Origin of the sequence: Serratia inhibens, assembly GCF_003591175.1 — a bacterium.
Lineage (GTDB): Bacteria > Pseudomonadota > Gammaproteobacteria > Enterobacterales > Enterobacteriaceae > Serratia > Serratia inhibens.
In genome coordinates, this window is the sequence record NZ_QYYG01000001.1 from 1349985 (window position 1) to 1368879 (window position 18895).

15 protein-coding genes and 1 pseudogene are annotated in these 18895 nt (G+C 42.5%); 2 read left to right on the forward strand and 14 right to left on the reverse strand.

Features of this window, described 5'->3' with window-relative positions; genetic code table 11:
• Nucleotides 1-188: 188 nt before the first annotated feature.
• The 9 genes and pseudogenes from galE to rffG form a co-directional block, all read right to left on the reverse strand.
• Complete coding sequence (galE, locus tag D4100_RS06440; RefSeq protein ID WP_119803610.1) at nt 189-1205, reverse strand: UDP-glucose 4-epimerase GalE; 1017 nt, start codon at nt 1203-1205, stop codon at nt 189-191.
• A gap of 125 nt (nt 1206-1330) precedes the next feature.
• Complete coding sequence (gene cpsG, locus D4100_RS06445; RefSeq protein WP_006320945.1) at nt 1331-2698, reverse strand: phosphomannomutase CpsG; 1368 nt, start codon at nt 2696-2698, stop codon at nt 1331-1333.
• 15 nt (nt 2699-2713) lie between these two features.
• Nucleotides 2714-4138, reverse strand: a complete 1425-nt coding sequence (locus tag D4100_RS06450; RefSeq protein WP_119803612.1) for a mannose-1-phosphate guanylyltransferase/mannose-6-phosphate isomerase — start codon at nt 4136-4138, stop codon at nt 2714-2716.
• Between the two features lie 299 nt (nt 4139-4437).
• Nucleotides 4438-5046 (reverse strand): annotated as a pseudogene (locus D4100_RS06455) (TolC family protein); the annotation flags it as partial.
• A 269-nt stretch (nt 5047-5315) separates the two neighbouring features.
• Nucleotides 5316-6179 carry a glycosyltransferase family protein gene (locus D4100_RS06460; protein ID WP_244941640.1) on the reverse strand — a complete coding sequence of 288 codons (864 nt, stop codon included), beginning with the start codon at nt 6177-6179 and terminating at the stop codon, nt 5316-5318.
• Between the two features lie 143 nt (nt 6180-6322).
• Nucleotides 6323-7186 carry a dTDP-4-dehydrorhamnose reductase gene (gene rfbD, locus D4100_RS06465; protein WP_119803616.1) on the reverse strand — a complete coding sequence of 288 codons (864 nt, stop codon included), beginning with the start codon at nt 7184-7186 and terminating at the stop codon, nt 6323-6325.
• Nucleotides 7186-7719 carry a dTDP-4-dehydrorhamnose 3,5-epimerase gene (gene rfbC / locus D4100_RS06470; protein ID WP_119803618.1) on the reverse strand — a complete coding sequence of 178 codons (534 nt, stop codon included), beginning with the start codon at nt 7717-7719 and terminating at the stop codon, nt 7186-7188. The genes rfbD and rfbC overlap by 1 nt, the downstream gene beginning before the upstream one ends.
• Before the next feature lies 1 nt (nt 7720).
• Complete coding sequence (rfbA, locus tag D4100_RS06475; RefSeq protein ID WP_119803620.1) at nt 7721-8590, reverse strand: glucose-1-phosphate thymidylyltransferase RfbA; 870 nt, start codon at nt 8588-8590, stop codon at nt 7721-7723.
• Nucleotides 8591-8610: 20 nt separating this feature from the next.
• Complete coding sequence (rffG, locus tag D4100_RS06480; RefSeq protein WP_119803622.1) at nt 8611-9675, reverse strand: dTDP-glucose 4,6-dehydratase; 1065 nt, start codon at nt 9673-9675, stop codon at nt 8611-8613.
• A gap of 275 nt (nt 9676-9950) precedes the next feature.
• Between rffG and D4100_RS06485 the strand changes: the two genes are divergently transcribed.
• Nucleotides 9951-10657, forward strand: a protein-coding gene (locus D4100_RS06485; protein ID WP_119803624.1) for an IS1 family transposase whose coding sequence is annotated in 2 segments (ribosomal slippage) — nt 9951-10209 and nt 10209-10657 — 708 coding nt in all. Because the reading frame shifts where the segments join, the coding sequence is not laid out codon by codon here.
• Between the two features lie 17 nt (nt 10658-10674).
• On the opposite strand, the gene D4100_RS06490 is transcribed toward D4100_RS06485, so the two are convergent.
• From D4100_RS06490 to D4100_RS06505, 4 genes are all read right to left on the reverse strand, one after another.
• Nucleotides 10675-11826: a polysaccharide pyruvyl transferase family protein gene (locus D4100_RS06490; RefSeq protein WP_119803626.1), complete on the reverse strand. Its 1152-nt coding sequence runs from the start codon at nt 11824-11826 to the stop codon at nt 10675-10677.
• Entirely contained in the window at nt 11823-13166 is a 1344-nt protein-coding gene (locus D4100_RS06495; RefSeq protein ID WP_119803628.1) for a Coenzyme F420 hydrogenase/dehydrogenase, beta subunit C-terminal domain, read from the reverse strand. The genes D4100_RS06490 and D4100_RS06495 overlap by 4 nt, the downstream gene beginning before the upstream one ends.
• Nucleotides 13163-14683 (reverse strand): MATE family efflux transporter, encoded by a 1521-nt coding sequence (locus tag D4100_RS06500; RefSeq protein ID WP_119803630.1) that lies wholly within the window; start codon nt 14681-14683, stop codon nt 13163-13165. Before D4100_RS06500 ends, D4100_RS06495 begins: the two co-directional genes overlap by 4 nt.
• Nucleotides 14684-14836: 153 nt before the next feature.
• Nucleotides 14837-15823: a glycosyltransferase family 2 protein gene (locus D4100_RS06505; RefSeq protein WP_119803632.1), complete on the reverse strand. Its 987-nt coding sequence runs from the start codon at nt 15821-15823 to the stop codon at nt 14837-14839.
• Nucleotides 15824-16051: 228 nt separating this feature from the next.
• On the opposite strand from D4100_RS06505, the gene D4100_RS06510 reads away from it, so the two are divergent.
• A protein-coding gene (locus D4100_RS06510; protein WP_119803634.1) for an IS3 family transposase occupies nt 16052-17163 on the forward strand; the annotation gives its coding sequence in 2 pieces (ribosomal slippage) (nt 16052-16313 and nt 16313-17163; 1113 coding nt in all).
• 354 nt (nt 17164-17517) lie between these two features.
• Here the strand turns inward: D4100_RS06510 and D4100_RS06515 are convergent.
• Nucleotides 17518-18894 (reverse strand): TolC family outer membrane protein, encoded by a 1377-nt coding sequence (locus tag D4100_RS06515; RefSeq protein ID WP_119803636.1) that lies wholly within the window; start codon nt 18892-18894, stop codon nt 17518-17520.
• Nucleotide 18895 lies beyond the last annotated feature (1 nt).

The following is an 18895-nucleotide window of genomic DNA, read 5'->3' on the forward strand; positions in this document are numbered from 1 at the left end:
ACGTTCATTAAACACGCAGATTAAAATGCTTACCACGAAAATACAATATCAATCAAATGGTTAGCAATGATATAGTTTTTGTGGTTACTAAAAATCAGGATATATCTTAGACATATGATCGCAGCCTGTAGGCTACAAGCCGCAATCATGATTTGAGGAGAGTGTACGAGTATTTTCAGTGAAAATAGTTAATTACGGTAACCTTGAGGGTTATTCTTTTGCCAATTCCAGGTGTCGCGCATCATTTCCTCAATGCCACGCCGTACTTCCCAACCTAACTCCTCGCGTGCCAGGTTTGCATCAGCCCAGAAGGCTGGCAGGTCCCCGTCGCGACGAGGCAAGATCTGGTACGCAATCTTCACACCAGAAGCCTTTTCAAAAGCCTGCACCATGGCCAACACCGAGTGCCCTACCCCAGCCCCCAGATTATACGCTTTGAAACCATCAACGTTTTTCAGATGGTCCATCGCCATCAGGTGTCCTTCGGCCAAATCCATTACATGGATGTAGTCGCGTTCCCCGGTACCGTCTTTCGTCGGATAATCGCCGCCAAATATACCCAACTTCTCCAGTTTGCCTATCGCTACCTGTGCAATATAAGGCAGCAGGTTATTCGGGATGCCATTTGGATCTTCACCAATCATCCCCGACTCATGGGCCCCAACCGGGTTGAAGTATCGCAGGGCAATAATGGAAAATTGAGGTTCTGCCTTGGCGAAGTCCTGCAGAATTTGCTCCACCATCAGTTTCGATGTGCCGTAAGGGCTGGTGGTCCCGCCGATCGGCGTGGTTTCAACATAAGGAACCGGGGAATTGGCGCCATAGACAGTGGCAGAAGAGCTGAAGATGAAACGGGTCACCCCTGCACGACGCATTTCTTCCAGTAATACCAGAGTGCCAGAAACATTATTTTGATAATATTCTAGGGGTTTGCGAGTTGACTCACCGACTGCTTTCAGACCGGCAAAGTGGATCACGGCTGAAATTTTATTCTCGTCGAAGATATTGCGCAGACATTCACCATTTTGAATGTCGCCCTGGTAGAACCTTGCCGCTTTACCGGCCAGCTGTTCGACGCGGTGCAACGATTCCTTTGATGAATTCGACAAGTTGTCCAGCACAACAACATCTTCGCCACGCCCCAACAAAGCCAGCACGGTATGAGAACCGATATAACCGGCACCGCCAGTGACTAAAATCGCCATAACAACTCCTTATACGCGCCTAGGGCGCTAAAGATATAAATTTTGATTATTGCCCATGACGTTCATTCAAACAAACAAGGCTGCACGTAGCAGCCCTGTTCTGATGCAACATCGTGGTAATGACATCAGCGAGACAGCATCGCCAAAATTTCTTTTGTTTTTTCTTGCATCAACGCTACATCCGCACGTGACTCAACGTTGAGACGCACTACCGGTTCGGTATTGGATGAACGCAAGTTAAAACGCCAATCGGCAAATTCCATGCTGATCCCATCGGTGTAATCGACTTCACCGGCCTGGGCCAGATAATGTTGCTTCACGCTTTCGATGGAAGCTGCCGGTTGCGACAGTTTGATATTGATTTCTCCCGAGGACGGGTAAGCCGCAATTCGGTCCTGCACCAGTTGCCCCAGAGTCTGGCCCTTGACACAGACCAGTTCAGCCACCAACAGCCAAGGAATCATGCCGCTATCGCAATAAGCAAAATCGCGGAAATAGTGGTGGGCGCTCATTTCACCACCATAAATGGCATCTTCTGAACGCATACGCTCTTTAATGAAGGCATGACCCGTTTTGGACATCACAGGTACACCGCCAGCTTTATTCACAACATCGATGGTGTTCCAGCTCAGGCGTGGATCATGAATGATTTTGGCCCCTGGTTGTTTTTGCAGAAAAGCTTCCGCCAGCAGGCCAACAATATAGTAGCCTTCGATGAAATCGCCTTTTTCATCAAACAGGAAGCAACGATCGAAGTCGCCATCAAACGCGATCCCCATATCTGCACCATGTTCACGTACAGCATTAGCCGTATCTGCACGACACTCGGGCAATAACGGGTTAGGAATACCATTGGGGAATGTGCCGTCTGGCTGATGATGGACCTTAATAAATTCCAATGGGACGTTCAGGGCCTTAAGAGATGCCTCAATCGCATCGATTGCATGCCCGGCCGCACCGTTTCCTGAGTTGATAACCAGTTTCAACGGTTTAAAGTTTTCGGTATTCACATAAGACAGCACATGCTGAACATAATCGGCCAGCACATCCTGACGAACATAGCTACCGCGAATGGTGGCAGGATCAGGGAACTGATTGGCTTCCGCCAACTCCTGGATTGCCCGTAATCCGGTATCCCCGCTGATCGGGCGTGAACCTTCACGAACCAGCTTCATGCCGTTATAGTCGATGGGATTATGACTGGCCGTCACTTCCACGCCGCCGTCAGCTTTCAGATGCGAGGTGGCAAAATAAACCTCTTCAGTCCCGGTCATGCCGATGTCGATAACGTCGGTGCCAGCGTCCTGTAAACCTTTTGCCAGAGACAGCTTCAAACTTTCGCTGGTCAAACGTACATCACTGCCCAAAACAATGGTCTTTGGCTTCAAAAACTCGCCATAAGCGCGCCCTATGCGGTAGGCGATATCGTCATTCAGTTCTTCACCTAATTTACCGCGCACGTCATAAGCTTTAAAACACGTTAACTTTTCCATCACCAAACCCTTTAATTAAACTCTGCCATACCGATCGTGTAACCGCTCAATATCATCTTCTTCAAGGTAAAATCCTGATCGAACCTCAATAATTTCAAGATCGATTTTCCCAGGATTCTCCAGCGTGTGAACGCTGCCGGCCGGGATGAAGGTGGATTGGTTTTCCGATAAGAAGAATTCTTTATCTTCAACATTCACTTTGGCCGTGCCACTGACGACCACCCAGTGTTCTGCGCGGTGAAGATGGCGCTGCACTGACAACCCTTCGCCGGGACGGACAATGATTTTTTTGACCTGGAAATGCTCACCGCTGTCAATATCGCAGATCTTGCCCCATGGACGATAAGAAGAGGAGTGTTGGCGGAAGTGATGAAGATTGCGTTTCTTCAGTTCATCAACCACTTTTTTGACATCCTGGACACGATCTTTAGTCGAGATCAACAACGCATCATTGGTATTGATTACGATCAGATCATCCAAGCCAATGGTCGCCACCAGAGCGGAGTCCGAAGAGATGTAGTTATTGTTGGAGTCGATAGAGATAACCTCACCAACGTTTACATTCCCCAAGCCATCTTTTTCGGAAACTTCCCATAAGGACGACCAAGAGCCCACGTCGCTCCAGCCGGCATCAATAGGAATGACTACCGCATCATGCGTTTTCTCCATGACTGCGTAGTCAATGGAGTCACTTGGGCAGTGCTTGAATATTTCCTGATCAACACGGATAAAATTCATATCACGTTGGCTATCGGCCACAGACTGCTGGGTTGTGCTGAAGATTTCCGGGCTGTGTTGTTGCAACTCCTGCAAGAACTTGGCTGTTTTAAACATGAACATGCCGCTGTTCCAGCTATACTCACCGCTTGCAAGATACTCAACGGCCTTGTCCCGGCAGGGTTTCTCCACAAAAGCGTCGACCTTGAAGCATTTGTCAGAGAGTGCGCTGCCGCGCTTGATATAGCCATAGCCAGTTTCCGGATTCCCAGGAATAATCCCGAACGTCACCAAATGATCTTCGGTGGCGTGTTGAACTGCCGTCTTTATTGCCGAGTGAAAATTTTCTACCTTTTTAATCAAATGATCGGCAGCCAGCACCAAAAGCATGCTGTCTTCATCTTCTTCTGCGGCCAGGTGCGCAGCCAACGCCACTGCTGGTGCCGTGTTACGCCCAACGGGCTCCAGAATAATATTGGTCGCAAGTTGATCGATTTCACGCAGTTGTTCCGCAACCAAAAACCGATGATTTTCATTGCAGATAACCAAAGGCGCGGCGACTTCCACACCATCAAGCCCGGATAAACGTTGCAGGGCTTGCTGCAACAGGCTAAATCCGCTGTCATCAATGGATAAAAATTGCTTGGGGAACGATTCGCGCGATAGCGGCCACAGCCGACTGCCGGTACCGCCAGCCATAACCACAGGAATTATTTTTGACATTATTAATCCTTTACTCAATCGTCTGGCTTATAAACGAGAGTACGGCTTAAAGCCAACTTACCCACCATTATAAAGTCATACAATTACACATAAAACAGTTGCATATATGTTAAAAAACAGGCTCCCTCCAAGCCAATCAGCCCCCATGAAGTAACTTACGGGGAAAATGAACTATTTTGGGTCAAAGCTGGAGCACCATTTGCAGCTAACATAACGTATTGGGACAAAAAAGAGCAGCTCAAGACTGCTCTTTCAGATTAATGCTCATAACGAAAGTTTAGGGGATTCTCTGCGCTGGCTTAGCGGCCCAAAGCAAAATATTGCGCCACTCGCTTCACGTCATTTTCGTCGAGAGTGCCTGAATCGCTCAGCAAGGTGATCCAAGCCTTGATATAGGTATATTTCGCCGATGCCAGATCGCGCTGCGCACTGTATAACTGTTGCTCAGCGTTAAGCACATCGACGTTGACGCGTTGCCCCGCCAGCACGCTTTGCCGGGTAGCCGTGACCTGAGTGGTCGCCGACTTGACCGCCAACTCGTAGGCAGCCAGCTTGGCACGGCTGCTGATGCACAGGTTGAACTGCTTGCGTAAATCATTCAGCGTGGTGCCCGTCTGGGCATCCATTTCATACATTGCCTGCCCATAGCGTGCGGCAGCCTGACGGGTTGACGCCGAAACGCCGCCACCGGCGTAGATAGGTACGCTGACCTGCACGCCAATGCTGTCGGTGCGATACTTCTGATTCACCGTGCTATCGCTGCTGGAGTCATTTTCAGAGTGCGAGGCATAAAGTTGCACCTGGGGCATAAAACCTGCGCGATTTCTTTCCACGTCATATTTCGCCGCATCAACACCGTGGCGCGACGCTGCCAACATCGGGTTATTTTCCAGAGCGAACCTCTCAAAAGACATATTCAGTATGTCGGAAAATCTCTAAAAGTGAATGGTTCGTTTTACAGGGATACTTACAGTTACATCATGTACTTTTTACGGAGACGAATAATCATTACGTAATAGATGAATTTTTTCGTGAGGTGTTGCTGAACGAATGGATTATATTTTGGAGGCAGCATCTTTCTGCGAGGCAAGTGAAGTGAAAGGCATAATACATAAAAATTACTTGGTGAAGTTAAAGGGCAGCCAAAGAGCTGCCTCGAGTAAATATGTATCTCTGCTCAGAAATTACGGTGAGAATCTACAACCTTGCATCGTGGATGCATCCCCGTAAAATACGCTTTAAGTATTGAAGAAACATTATCAAACTGAAAACTAACAAGATTAATCACAATCTTTTTCAACAAGTGGATATGCATACGTAACGTCGGGTATCTTCTTGTTGTGACAGCGATATCAATAAGACGCTCTTTTATCCGGAAAGGACTCTCCTTCCCCTCAGTTCGGGAAAGTGAGTGTTTGAGGAACGAAGACGTTTTTATTTTAAAATTTTCGCCCTTATCTATTAATTGGTACATTCTTCGAAAAACACTTACATCAACACCATACAGTGCATAGTTTTCATCGAAAAGGCTTATATTATGTTTCTGAAACTTTTCAACCAAAGAACGATGAATAACCAATCCAGAACCAATAGAGAATGAATTTCTCGGATCAAGTTCACGATCGACAGTAACTACTTTCTTTTTCTCTATGGGATAATAAGTTACATGATCAGTACGAGAAATAATACGAGGCAACTCCATATCTGCTTCATTGCAATTTATAGCCTGAACAAACTCTTCAGTAATAGTAGAATCATCATCTAATATAATAAATTGCTTTACCCCTATATTATCTTGAATGAACTTATTGTATAACATGCTCAATGGAGAGTTGGATAGGCAATTTACCAACTCTACAACCTTAAATTTATCATTTATTTTACTTGCTATATCACCAGTCAAGGTTATATTTTTAGGACCATTATTGTGAATAACAAGTTTACTATTATGAAAGTCATAATTAACAAGTGTATTGAGTGTAATTGAATCCTCAATATCTTTATTATAAACAACTACGACTATTGCATTATCATGTTGCATTGCAACCCCTCTGAGACAGAACGCACCCCATAGGCAGCGGTGCATACTCAACAAAAATACCTGTTCATGGCGAGCAGAGGAAGTTCTATGTTAGCAACAAACGGGTATTTTTATATAAATAACAACTCTATTAACCTGGAACGTTATTTATTATTGCTGGCTGCAATAACTTCATCAACACGGCTCTTCCATAGAGAAAGTATTACGCCTTGGTTCTTTATTTTTTCACAATCAAGCACCGAGTATTTTGGTCGTTTGGCTGGCGTAGGATACTGTGCGGTTGTAATGCCATTAACCACCGGTTTTCTGGTCAAAACCCCTTGCCGTAAGGCCGATGAAAAAATAACCTCTGCAAACTCATTCCACGCAACCATTTCATCGCCACAAAAATGATAAATACCACCTGCCGATTTTTTCTGCAATAGAACAATAATTGCTTGAGCAATGTCACCAGCATAAGTAGGGCATCCAAACTGATCAGATACCACCCCTAAAGTTTCACGGTCCTGCGCTAGCCTCAGCATTGTTTTAACAAAATTATTACCATACTCACTGAAAACCCAGGCAGTTCGGATAATCAAAGCATCGGGTTGAATCTGGCTAACAGCAATTTCACCATCAAGCTTGGTTTTACCATATACCCCTAAAGGGTTCGTCTTGGCTGTTTCAATATATGGCGTGATGGCCTCGCCATCAAATACATAATCTGTTGAAACGTGTACTAGACGAGCACCTATTTCGTTCGCTGCCAAAGCCAGATTTTTCGGCCCTGTCTCATTAATCAATGCGGCCGTTTTATGCTCTGTTTCTGCTTTATCAACAGCAGTGAAAGCAGCAGCATTAACAACAAAATCAGGTTGATAATCAATTACAGCACGCTTCACTTTTTCGAGGTCGGTAATATCCAACACATCAGAATCCGTTGCCCAAACCTCCCAACCAGCTGGGAGACGGTCCTGGAAACAGCTACCCAATTGCCCTTTAGCACCGGTTAATAGAACCTTCATTACGCAAGTTCCTTAAATAATTGCCCGACTTTATCCTTTTCCGACAACAATGGATTTTCAATTGGCCACTCAATACCAACTGCCGGATCGTTCCATAATAAACAACCTTCATGGGCTGGATTGTAATAATCCGTGCATTTATATTCGAAATCAGCTGTTTCAGAGAGAACTACAAAACCGTGAGCCAAGCCAGGCGGAAGCCAAAATTGGGTCTTATTTTCCTCAGACAATACTACCCCCTCCCAAGCACCGTATGTTGGGGAACTCTTTCGAATATCAACCACAACATCAAAAACCTCACCGCGTACCACGCGGACCAGTTTTCCTTGCGGGTTTAACTTTTGAAAATGTAGGCCGCGCAATACACCTTTGGAAGAACGCGAGTGGTTATCCTGCACGAAATCCACGTCAATGTTTAGCATCTCCTGATAACGTTTCTTTTCAAAAGTCTCTAGGAAAAAACCTCGCGCATCACCAAACACTTTAGGTTGGATGATTTTTACACCTTGAATTCGAGTATCAATAACCTGCATCTTATCTCTCCACCAGCAATTGCGCTAAATATTGTCCATATTGCGTTTTACTCAGCAGTTTTGCCTCTTCCGCCACTTGTTCACGAGTCAACCAGCCTTTACGGTAAGCTAACTCTTCCAGACAAGCGACCTTGAAACCCTGACGATGTTCAATGGTATGAATAAATTGTGAGGCTTCGATAAGACTATCGTGAGTCCCCGTATCTAACCAGGCAAAACCACGGCCCAGGATCTCAACGTTAAGTTTCCCCTGTTCCAGATACATCTGATTCAGCGTGGTAATTTCCAGTTCACCGCGGGATGATGGCTTAACTTGCTTAGCCATTTCAACAACGTTCTGATCATAGAAGTAGAGCCCGGTCACAGCCCAATTGGATTTTGGTACTGTTGGTTTTTCTTCCAGCGACAAAGCCCGGAAACTCTCATCAAATTCAACGACGCCAAAACGTTCGGGATCCATGACCTGATAACCAAATACGGTGGCTCCGTCAGTACGCTCAGCGACGTTCTCCAATTTTTTGCCAAAGCTTTGACCAAAGTAAATATTATCACCTAAAACTAATGCGCAGCGATCACCATTAATAAATTCTTCACCAATCAGGAATGCTTGCGCCAAACCATCCGGGCTTGGTTGTACCGCATAGCTTAGATTAATCCCAAAACGGCTGCCATCACCCAGCAGACGCTGGAAAGAAGGTAAGTCCTCAGGTGTTGATATAATGAGAATATCGCGGATGCCAGCCAACATCAGTACTGAGATCGGATAATAAATCATTGGCTTATCGTAAATAGGCAACAGCTGTTTGGATACACCACGCGTGATAGGATAAAGACGAGTACCGGATCCCCCCGCCAGAACAATACCTTTCATGTTAAATTCCTTAAAATTGTTTAGCCAGTCAGCCCTAAGCGTTCACCTGCATAAGAACCATCTTTTACACGGCTCCACCACAGTTCATTAACCAGATACCACTCAACGGTTTTACGTATACCGCTCTCAAAGGTTTCTTGCGGTGTCCACCCCAGCTCGGTTTCAATTTTTGATGCATCAATGGCATAACGCATGTCATGGCCAGGTCGATCGGCCACATAAGTAATCAGAGTTTCGTAATTCGACACACCCTCAGGTTTTTCTGGTACCAACTCGTCCAAAAGGCGGCAAATAGTCTGAACTACTTCAATATTTTTACGCTCGTTATGACCACCGATATTATAAGTCTCTCCTACAATACCTTTTGTCACCACGGTATATAGTGCGCGGGCATGATCTTCAACATACAACCAATCTCGGACTTGAGCGCCATTGCCGTACACCGGCAATGGCTTACCATCTAATGCATTCAATATGATAAGTGGGATCAATTTTTCCGGGAAATGGTACGGGCCATAATTGTTTGAACAGTTAGTGACTATCGTGGGCAAACCATAAGTACGTAACCAAGCTCGAACTAAATGATCGCTGGCAGCTTTCGATGCTGAGTATGGGCTGCTGGGGGAATAAGCTGTCGTTTCAGTAAATAAATCGTCAGTGCCATGCAAATCACCGTAGACCTCATCCGTTGATATATGGTGAAAACGGAATTCTTCTTTCGCCTGAGCATCTAGAGCCGACCAGTAATGACGAGTTGCTTCGAGCAATGTGTAAGTACCAACAATATTCGTTTCGATAAAGGCCGCAGGACCATCAATAGAACGGTCAACGTGGCTTTCAGCGGCCAAATGCATCACGGCATCGGGTTTAAAATCAGCAAATACACGGTCCAGCTCCTGACGATTGCAAATATCTACCTGTTCGAACGAATAGCGTTCATTGTCCGCAATGGTCGCCAAAGACTCTGGGTTGCCAGCATAGGTCAAACTATCCAGCACCAGAATTTGGTCTTGCGTGTCATTAATGATATGCCGGGCAACAGCTGAACCAATAAAACCTGCACCACCAGTAACTATAATTTTCATAAACACCTCTAAACTACTTTATATGCGATCGTAGTCGACCACGTTTTTACACTATTTCACTGGGGGATTTTTTCATTGTTCCCCCGCCAACGAGAATATCTGCCCTCCCGTTGAAATAGACGACAACCTCACACTTAGTATCGCCTGCGTCAAAAAGACCAGCTTTCAAACCGCCTCGTGCAAATTAACGATAGCCGTTTAGATTTTTGCTCTGCCAACTCCAGGTCGTGACGCTGATTTAGTGTTGGTTTATTCTTTGTCTTTTGAGTCTACTGATGGCAAAGATTGATGTGGTTTGTCCCCGCTGTTCAGAAACAAATGGTGTGATCCGAAACGGTCATTCCAGTTCAGGGACACAACTCTATCGCTGTAAACACTGTCTGAAAACTTTCCAGCTCAGTTATCGCTACAACGGCGCTAAACCTGAAACTCATCAGACTATTGTTGATATGGCAATGAGCGGCTCCGGATGCAGTGATACGGCAAGAGTGCTGAAAATAAGCCTCAACACCGTTCTCCGTCATCTAAAAAACTTGCACCGTTCCAGGTAGCGCAAAACGTTGAGCCGGGCGCGCCGGGCGCAGAGGTCGTCATCTGCTGTGAAGCCAATGAACAATGGTCTTACGTGCGGTCTAAGAGCAATCCACGCTGGTTATTCTACGCTTATGACCGCATCCGCAAGCGTGTCCTCGCCCATGTATTCGGTCCACGCAATGCCCTGACTTTACGGAGACTTCTGGTTTTACTGAGCCCGTTTAATATCGCTTTCTATATGACTGACGCCTGGCCTGTTTACCGGACTTTACTGGCTTCAACCTGTCATGTTGTCAGCAAAAAATACACCCAGCGGATAGAGCGACATCATCTTAACCTGCGAACTCATCTTAAGCGGCTTGCCCGCAGGACTATCTGCTTCTCAAAGTCAGAGGTCATGCACGATAAAATCATCGGCTGGTATCTGACAATACATCACTACCACTAAATCAGCGTCACGACCAACTATTTATATTTTTTAATATCAAGAGCTTTACGGATAAGATTTATAGAGGTTTCTTTAGAACTTTCCAAGATTGCATTTACTCTATCGAAGTCAATTGAAGTATTTATAATTTCAGCATTTACATCTGCGAAATCACTAACCAGTCTATTTTCAAGGCCAAACATTTTCAGCAAGGATGTAAACCTTGCTGCACCTCTTGCTTTATTCGATATAGCAATGAACGGTTTATTAAAAATAATAGAGAAAACCGTACCATGGAACGAGTCAGTTACAACAAAATCCGCATCATAAAATGATTTAATCCATGCTTCTACGGGGGGGTACTGATAATTTTCTATATCATTAATTTTAAATGAGTCTTTTATAGTTTTATATGGATAAGTAGAAAAAGTTTCTTTACCCAAAACCTCAGAAACTCTCAACATCAGCTCTTTCTTGTCACCACTAGAATCCAATATGTAATTAAATATCTTTCCTTTATTATCAGGAAGATCTTTTCTTTTTAAAACGTCTATGTAATCCTTTTTATTTAATAAAAGAGTTGGATCTAACACATGCTCTGCTGATATATTGAAATGCTTTTGACACATTTCAACACCAAGTGACTCTCTGACTGAGACAAAATCAAAATCCTTAATCAAATTGCCACATATACTCATTTCTTCAGGTGTATACTCCCAAACATCCGTACCAAAAGATGCCCCATATGCTATTTTAATTATTTCATCATCTCCTTTTAAAAAGCTGAAGAAGAATGGGTCAATTTTCGGAGTATATTTAGGTCTCCATACCTGATCACTACCAACAATTACAGCGTCAAATTTTTCTTTATAGAAGAATTCCTTTAATTCACCCTCACTATAGAAACCATCAGATATTATTATGTATTCTTTTATAAAATTAGCATGATTCTTCTCAATTAAAATACCTTCTTCCTCTGTTATTTTATAAGGAGGTTGCATCTTATTTGTTAAGAGAGAACGCTTTATTCTTGATAAATATCTTCTCGCAAAACTCCTGCGTACCCCTTTTTTATAATTAACTGTAACCGGAGTATGCCCCATATTTTTTAATGTCACTTGCAGGGCATAATTCTGGAGATTCCCACCATAGTTATGGTTTAATGGAATAGTAAGAATAGCTATTTTCATTTATTAATCCCTATGGCTTTTTTAAGTTTTTCTTTAATACGCAAGTATTTGTGATTTATGGTTGTTTTCTGATAAAGGCTCATGATATATGGCTTAAATCTTTCATTAAATGATGTAATGTCTTTTGTCTCTCTCCAAACACTAATACTTTTCTCCCTGGTAATAAGTCGTTCCTTTTGAACAAGATTAAATATCATATTTTGTTTTACCAGAAAACGCTTTCTTCTCTTAGGGAATTCACGATTATTTTTTTTCGCATTATTTATTCGATATAATAGCCCTTTATGTCGATGATTAAAACTCCCTTGTTGGGAAGCCTTAATCCTATCAACATCAAGGACATCAAACTTCAAATCACCGGAGTTAATACCTTGTGATATTATATCAGCAGCCAATTGGCTCCTAGCAATAACGATACTATTACCCAGCCCTTCTTGATTATATGGTTTTATCCATGCATCCCCCAGAGATATATCCGCAAGTTCCGTAGTAACATCATCACAAAAGTCACAAGCATTAGACTTAAAGAGACCAGTTCCCCACATATCACCTAAACGCTGCATCTCAACAACATGTATTCTATTATTCCCTTTTTCTTTGCAAGAAAACTGATAGTCCGATGCATAACTTTTGGCATTTTTTACTCTATATTCAGGAGAGTCATACTCAGATGAACAACCAGCTGACTGTGCAAGGAAATCCGTATAAAATTTACTTTTTAAACCACCACAAATAATCCCAATCAAGAACGGAATTTTATCTATCAACTCAGGATAAATATTTTGTTTTAGCCTTATCGCTTTAATAAAACAGGCAACCCCTGAAACAGCCACTCTTCCTTCAATCTTTTCAATTTCAGAAAAAAGCGATTCAAGAGTTACAGGATAATATCGTGTCTTTGATATCTCTTTTATTTTATCAACAGAACTGAATAATTGGTAACCATATCTACCATTTATTTCTTTAACAATAAATAGGTGTTCTACATAATTAGAAGATAAGAGTTTCTCAAATACATATGTCGCAACACCACCTGATGAAGAGCTATTTCTATACTCTAAAGAATACCCAGCATGCAATGATGTATAGACCCCTATATCATCATCAATATATTGATAGTTATCAATGAATTTTTTTGCAAGGTAATCTTCATTATATTCATTCTTCAAACTAAAAGGACACACTTTTTCCATTTTTGCCAAATCAGAGTTTGAAGTTACCGTTGGTATAAGGAATCCATCTTCATTCCAACGCATACTGGAATTCCCTATTTTATCCTCCGATACACACACGCCACACCCAGTGCATAGATTATTATTTACAATTTTTTCTATGGTCATTTCAGCTTCCTCCATACATAATCAAATAAATAAGATCTTTCTTTTGACGATAATACGACCACAAAAAAAACCAAGAAAGATAAAAGCGAATGAGCACAAAGCATTACTATAGTTTTTATGGTTCCATCATAGGCTACACTGTTTTTCAAAAATAAATTCAAGGTTAGAGCCAATGCAGCAGCAAAGACGCAAGGAATTATCACACTCGAATAATATTTAGCAAAATCAAACTTTGAATTTGAGTTCTTACATAAAAAATAAACCCTCAAGTTCAAATTAAGCAATGACATGAATATTAATGGTATAAATGCACTATACGCCGGAAAACCTAATGAATATAAAAAATACGCCAATGGAAGACTAATAAAAACAAAAAAACCAACAACCAACTGATATATCTTTATATTACCAGAAGCTTGAATTCCAGCAATTATACTAGAAGAGAAACTATCTATTAGGGCTACAACTAATACAAAACGTACAAATATTACTGTGAATTCAGGAGTACTAACCAACCATAAAGAAAGGACACTTTCTGTGCATAATAATATTGGGCTACTTAATATAAACAATAACGTAAATGTATATTTCGAACCCATCATTATTAATGCATTATGTCTTTCTTTATTTCCCTCAGCGTAAGTTTTCAAAATTTGTGGTCGTATAGACATTGCAAGTGATTGTGTTAATGATGACACTGCATTTAAAACTGAGTTAGATAGTGCGTACGCAGCATTTACTGTCGTTGAAAAAAACAAATTCATAGTAACATTGATACCTTGAGTTCTACATATAAAGGCAAAGTTACCAAACACATTCCAAAATGAGAATACAGATATAGACTTTATTGTTAACAGGGAGAACCTCCCTCCTACAAGAGAATATTTAAACCGACTAAAACAATAGAGAAAATAAATAAATAAAACGAGCAATGATGATAACAAAAGCAGTGATGAATATATAAACAACTTATCATGATGCACGATAGAAATAAGAAAAGAGATTATCAGCTTTGAAAAAACATCAAATATAGACATATATGCATAGAATGACATTTTTTCATGCGCAATTACTAACGCATTCAATGGCGTTTGCATTATAGATATAATAATTGTGAAAACCGCCAAAGTATACAATTGTTTTGTTATATCTATCGATGAAGTAGGGATATTCAGGAAATTCATTACCAAATAATCCCGCAATAGCATCAAAAAAACAAAAAATATCAGACCAAGCCCCAAATAGGTTATAAAACCATTCCACACAGTGTCTTTTAACGCTTGTAAATCTTTCTTACCAATATTTATAGCAATAAATCTTTGCACTGACTCGTTCATTGCCGAAGATAAAAAAACAGTAAACCCTACAATCCCATAAACCACACTAAACAGGCCATAGTCAGAAGCACCTAATTGTTGAAGTATTACTCGAGTAGTATAGAAAGAAATAATTATTGACAGTACCGTCCTAGTTGCAAGAAAAATAGTGTTTTTAACAATAATTTTATTTTTTGACATTGGATTGCTTCTTTATAAAGGCATGCTGCATTTTAACCTCTCATTTAAATAAAATAACCTCAGAAATAAATAATAAACCACTAACCGTCAAACACTCCCTCTAAAAAAATAAATTCATCATATTCTGAGAATATATAAAATTTAAAAAAATAGTCATCTATTAATGTTTTTTTTCAAAAATCGATAAACGTTAAGAGAAAAAACATAGATGTTAAACTTAGATAGTATAAAAAAAGTTATTTCACGATATGAAGAGAAAGGGTAAATTTTCTCACAAAAATAAGAGTGTTCGCTTTCATAAAAATCAAGCAAATTTTTATTTGAATGTAACGAAAGCAGATGGATATTTTTTAAGATATGTTTTTTGACCTCATTCCTGACACTCACTTTCTTTTCCTTTAAAAAAATAATAGTCTCCCTCTCAGCACTTACTCTATCAGAAAATATTTTTTCATTAAATGTGGAAGATAATGTCCCACCTGCATAAACATTATATTTATATAAAATATTTTTTAAAATCATCACTCGAGAAACGCGCTTAAAAACATTAAAATTGAAATTGAAATCCTCCGAGCAAATCATTCCCTCATCAAATAACAATCCTAATATTGAGTCTCTCTTGTATATCTTGTCCCACAAAGTCCCATCAGAAGCCGGATACCAATAACTATTACTCAGGTTGTTATGCATTAATAAAAAATCACCTCCACTTAATATCTCGTGACGCCTGTCATTCACTCTTATCTTCCCAGTATTAACATAGTGAGTCTCATATGAAAAAACAAATACATCTGTTGTAGGCTCTGATTTTAAAATAGAAAACACATCATTTAAGTCACTTTTGATAATATCATCAGGATCACAAAACCAAATATATTGAGAGTTGGTGTTTTTTATCCCTGTATTTCTTGCCGATGAAACCCCACCATTACATTTATTTATCAAGTGGAAATTATTTTTTTTATAATCGCTAATATACTTGGTTATTTCTAATTCTGTACCGTCTGTTGAACCATCATTAACTAATATAACATTAACCAGTCCTTCGTCAATATCACTGGCTGACTTTAAAAAGTCGTGAATAACCTCAACCTGATTATATACAGGTACAATTATATCAATTAATTTCTCACCTATCATTTAACCACCCTTATCCTCTCGCCCGCTAAAAACGTTCTGTTTTTTATAAATATGAAGACCAAAAAATAATTTTCATTATCATTTCAACCATACCATCACGTAATTTTAAAAATCATCGATGGAATAACCATAAAGTTCTGATCCCTTCCTGTAAGTATCCCTGTAAACCGGACCATTCACTTTTAGAGATCTTCCGACATACTGTTTATGTCCTCCGAGGAGATCACCATGCGTAAAGCCCGATTCACTGAGCACCAGATCATCGCCGTTCTCAAGTCCGTCGAAGCCGGACGTACCGTCAAGGATGTCTGCCGCGAAGCCGGCATTTCCGAAGCCAGCTATTACAACTGGAAAGCGAAGTTTGGTGGTATGGAAGCCTCTGATATCAAAAAGATGAAAGATCTGGAGGATGAAAATCGCCGTCTGAAACAGATGTTTGCCGATCTGAGTCTTGAGAATCGGGCATTAAAAGACGTCATTGAAAAAAAGCTTTAAAACCAGCGATAAAGCGTGAGCTCGTCAGCTATCTGACAGCGGAATTTACGATGAGCATACGTCAGGCATGCAGAACGTTATCGCTGAGCAGGACGGTATTGCGTTATCAGCCAGATGCGCGACGTGATGAGCCGGTGATTATGGCACTGACCGTGGCGGCTGAACGCTATCCGCGATATGGATTTAAAAAGCTTTTTCAGGTACTTCGCAGACAGGGCAATATCTGGAACCATAAAAGAGTTCACCGGATTTACTGCCTGATGAAACTCAATTTTCGCCGCAAGGGGAAACAACGTCTTCCGGTGCGCAATCCGGCTCCGCTAGCGACGCCGGAAGCACTTAACCAGAGCTGGTCGATAGATTTTATGCATGATGCGCTGGTGTGTGGCAGACGCTTCCGAACCCTCAATGTGGTGGATGACTTTAACCGCGAGGCTCTCGCAATAGAAATCGATCTGAATATCCCGGCGCAGCGGGTGGTCAGAGTACTGGACAAGATCGTGGCAAACCGGGGTTATCCGCTGAAACTGCGGATAGACAATGGCCCAGAGCTAATCTCGCTAACTCTGGCGCAGTGGGCTGAAGAGCATGGCGTGATGCTGGAGTTTATCAAACCGGGAAAACCAACGCCGAATGCCTTCATCGAACGTTTTAATCGAACGTACCGGACAGAGATACTGGATTTTTATCTGTTCAGAACCCTGAATGAAGCACGGGAAATCACAGAGCGCTGGCTGACGGAATACAACAGCGAGCGGCCTCATGAATCCCTGAATAACCTGACGCCGGAAGAATACCGGCTGATGACTGAAGAGCCGGAAATCTCAAAAAGTGTATGGAGCTAAAATGGGTATACTTACAATACCAGCTAAAACGTACCTGCTACCCAGCAAAAATATCATGGAAATCAAGCCACGCTACCGCCCTTGGCTTCCAGTTACCAATCACTGATGCTTCAATTCAAGTTATTGTCACTCCACAAACCGCTACCAGCACCAACCCAGGCAACAAAGACGAGTGTTCTGACTGGATGGTAGGTTACGTATCTGACAACATAATAGCTCTCAATAAAGGAGCCAGGCGCACTCAGTCCCCCATAGCCAGCCAATAACATAACGTATGAAAGCAAGAAAGAGCAGCTTTCGGCTGCTCTTTCAGATTAATACTTAGAGTAAAATGGCTGTTTGTCGCATTATTGCTCAACGATTCATGGCAAAGTACTGAGCCACACGTTTCACATCATGCTCATCCAGGGTACCTGAATCACTTAGCAGGGTGATCCAAGCCTTGATATAGGTATATTTCGCCGACGCCAGGTTCTTTTGCGCGCTGTATAACTGTTGTTCCGCGTTAAGCACATCTACGTTGACGCGTTGCCCCGCCAGCACGCTTTGCCGGGTAGCCGTGACCTGAGTGGTCGCCGACTTGACCGCCAACTCGTAGGCAGCCAGCTTGGCACGGCTGCTGATGCACAGGTTGAACTGCTTGCGTAAATCATTCAGCGTGGTGCCCGTCTGGGCATCCATTTCAAACATTGCCTGTCCGTAACGTGCAGCAGCCTGTCGGGTTGACGCCGAAACACCTCCACCAGCATAAATGGGGACGCTAACCTGCACGCCAATGCTGTCGGTGCGATACTTCTGATTAACCGTGTTATCGCTGCTGGAGTCATTTTCAGAGTGCGAGGCGTAAAGTTGCACCTGGGGCATAAAACCCGCGCGATTTCTTTCCACTTCATATTTCGCCGCATCAACACCATGGCGCGACGCCGCCAACATCGGGTTATTTTCCAGAGCGATCTTTTGCCATTCTTCAAATTTGGAAGGGATTAGTGGCGCCACCTGGAATTTTCCTGGGCGTAACGTTTGCAGCTCATCCAGTTGGTTGAGCGGGACACCAATAATCACCTCCAACTCGCGCTGAGCGGCATCCAACGCATCACGCGCTTCAATCTCCTGCGCCTCGGCCAGGCTGTAACGGGCCTGGGTCTCCGCAACGTCAGTAATGGTGCCTTCCCCTGCGCCCATCAAACGATCGTTCAGCGCCAATTGTTCTTTATAAGCCACCTTTTGGGCTGAAGCCAACGCGATCTGGTCTTTCGAGTAAGCCACCTCCACGTAGGCGGAAATCACCCGCACCGCCAAATCCAGAAACTTGCTGCGATAACGTTCGTCAGACATCAATGTCTGAGCAACACCGGTCTTGTAACGCGCATAAGCCTCATAGTCGAACAACGGTTGTGTCAACGTAATCGAGCTGGAATAGCTGCGATACTGCCTGCGCTGGGTGACTTCGCTGACATCGCCAAAAATGTCACTCGCCGGATATTTCTGCGTCTGCCAGTTTTTCGGCGAGTTCTGGTAATTGCCCGATACCTTCGGCAGCAGCCCCGCCCTGCCGATATTCACATTTTCGTCTCCCGCCTCTTTCTCTTTTATTGCCGCCCGGAAGGTCGGATCTTTTTCAAGTGCCAGCGAATATGCGTCTAGAATCCCTATCGAATGAACCGGCGCAGATATCGCAAACAAGAGGGTACTGATAGCAAGGCCAGCAACCTGTCGTTTAAATTGAATCAAA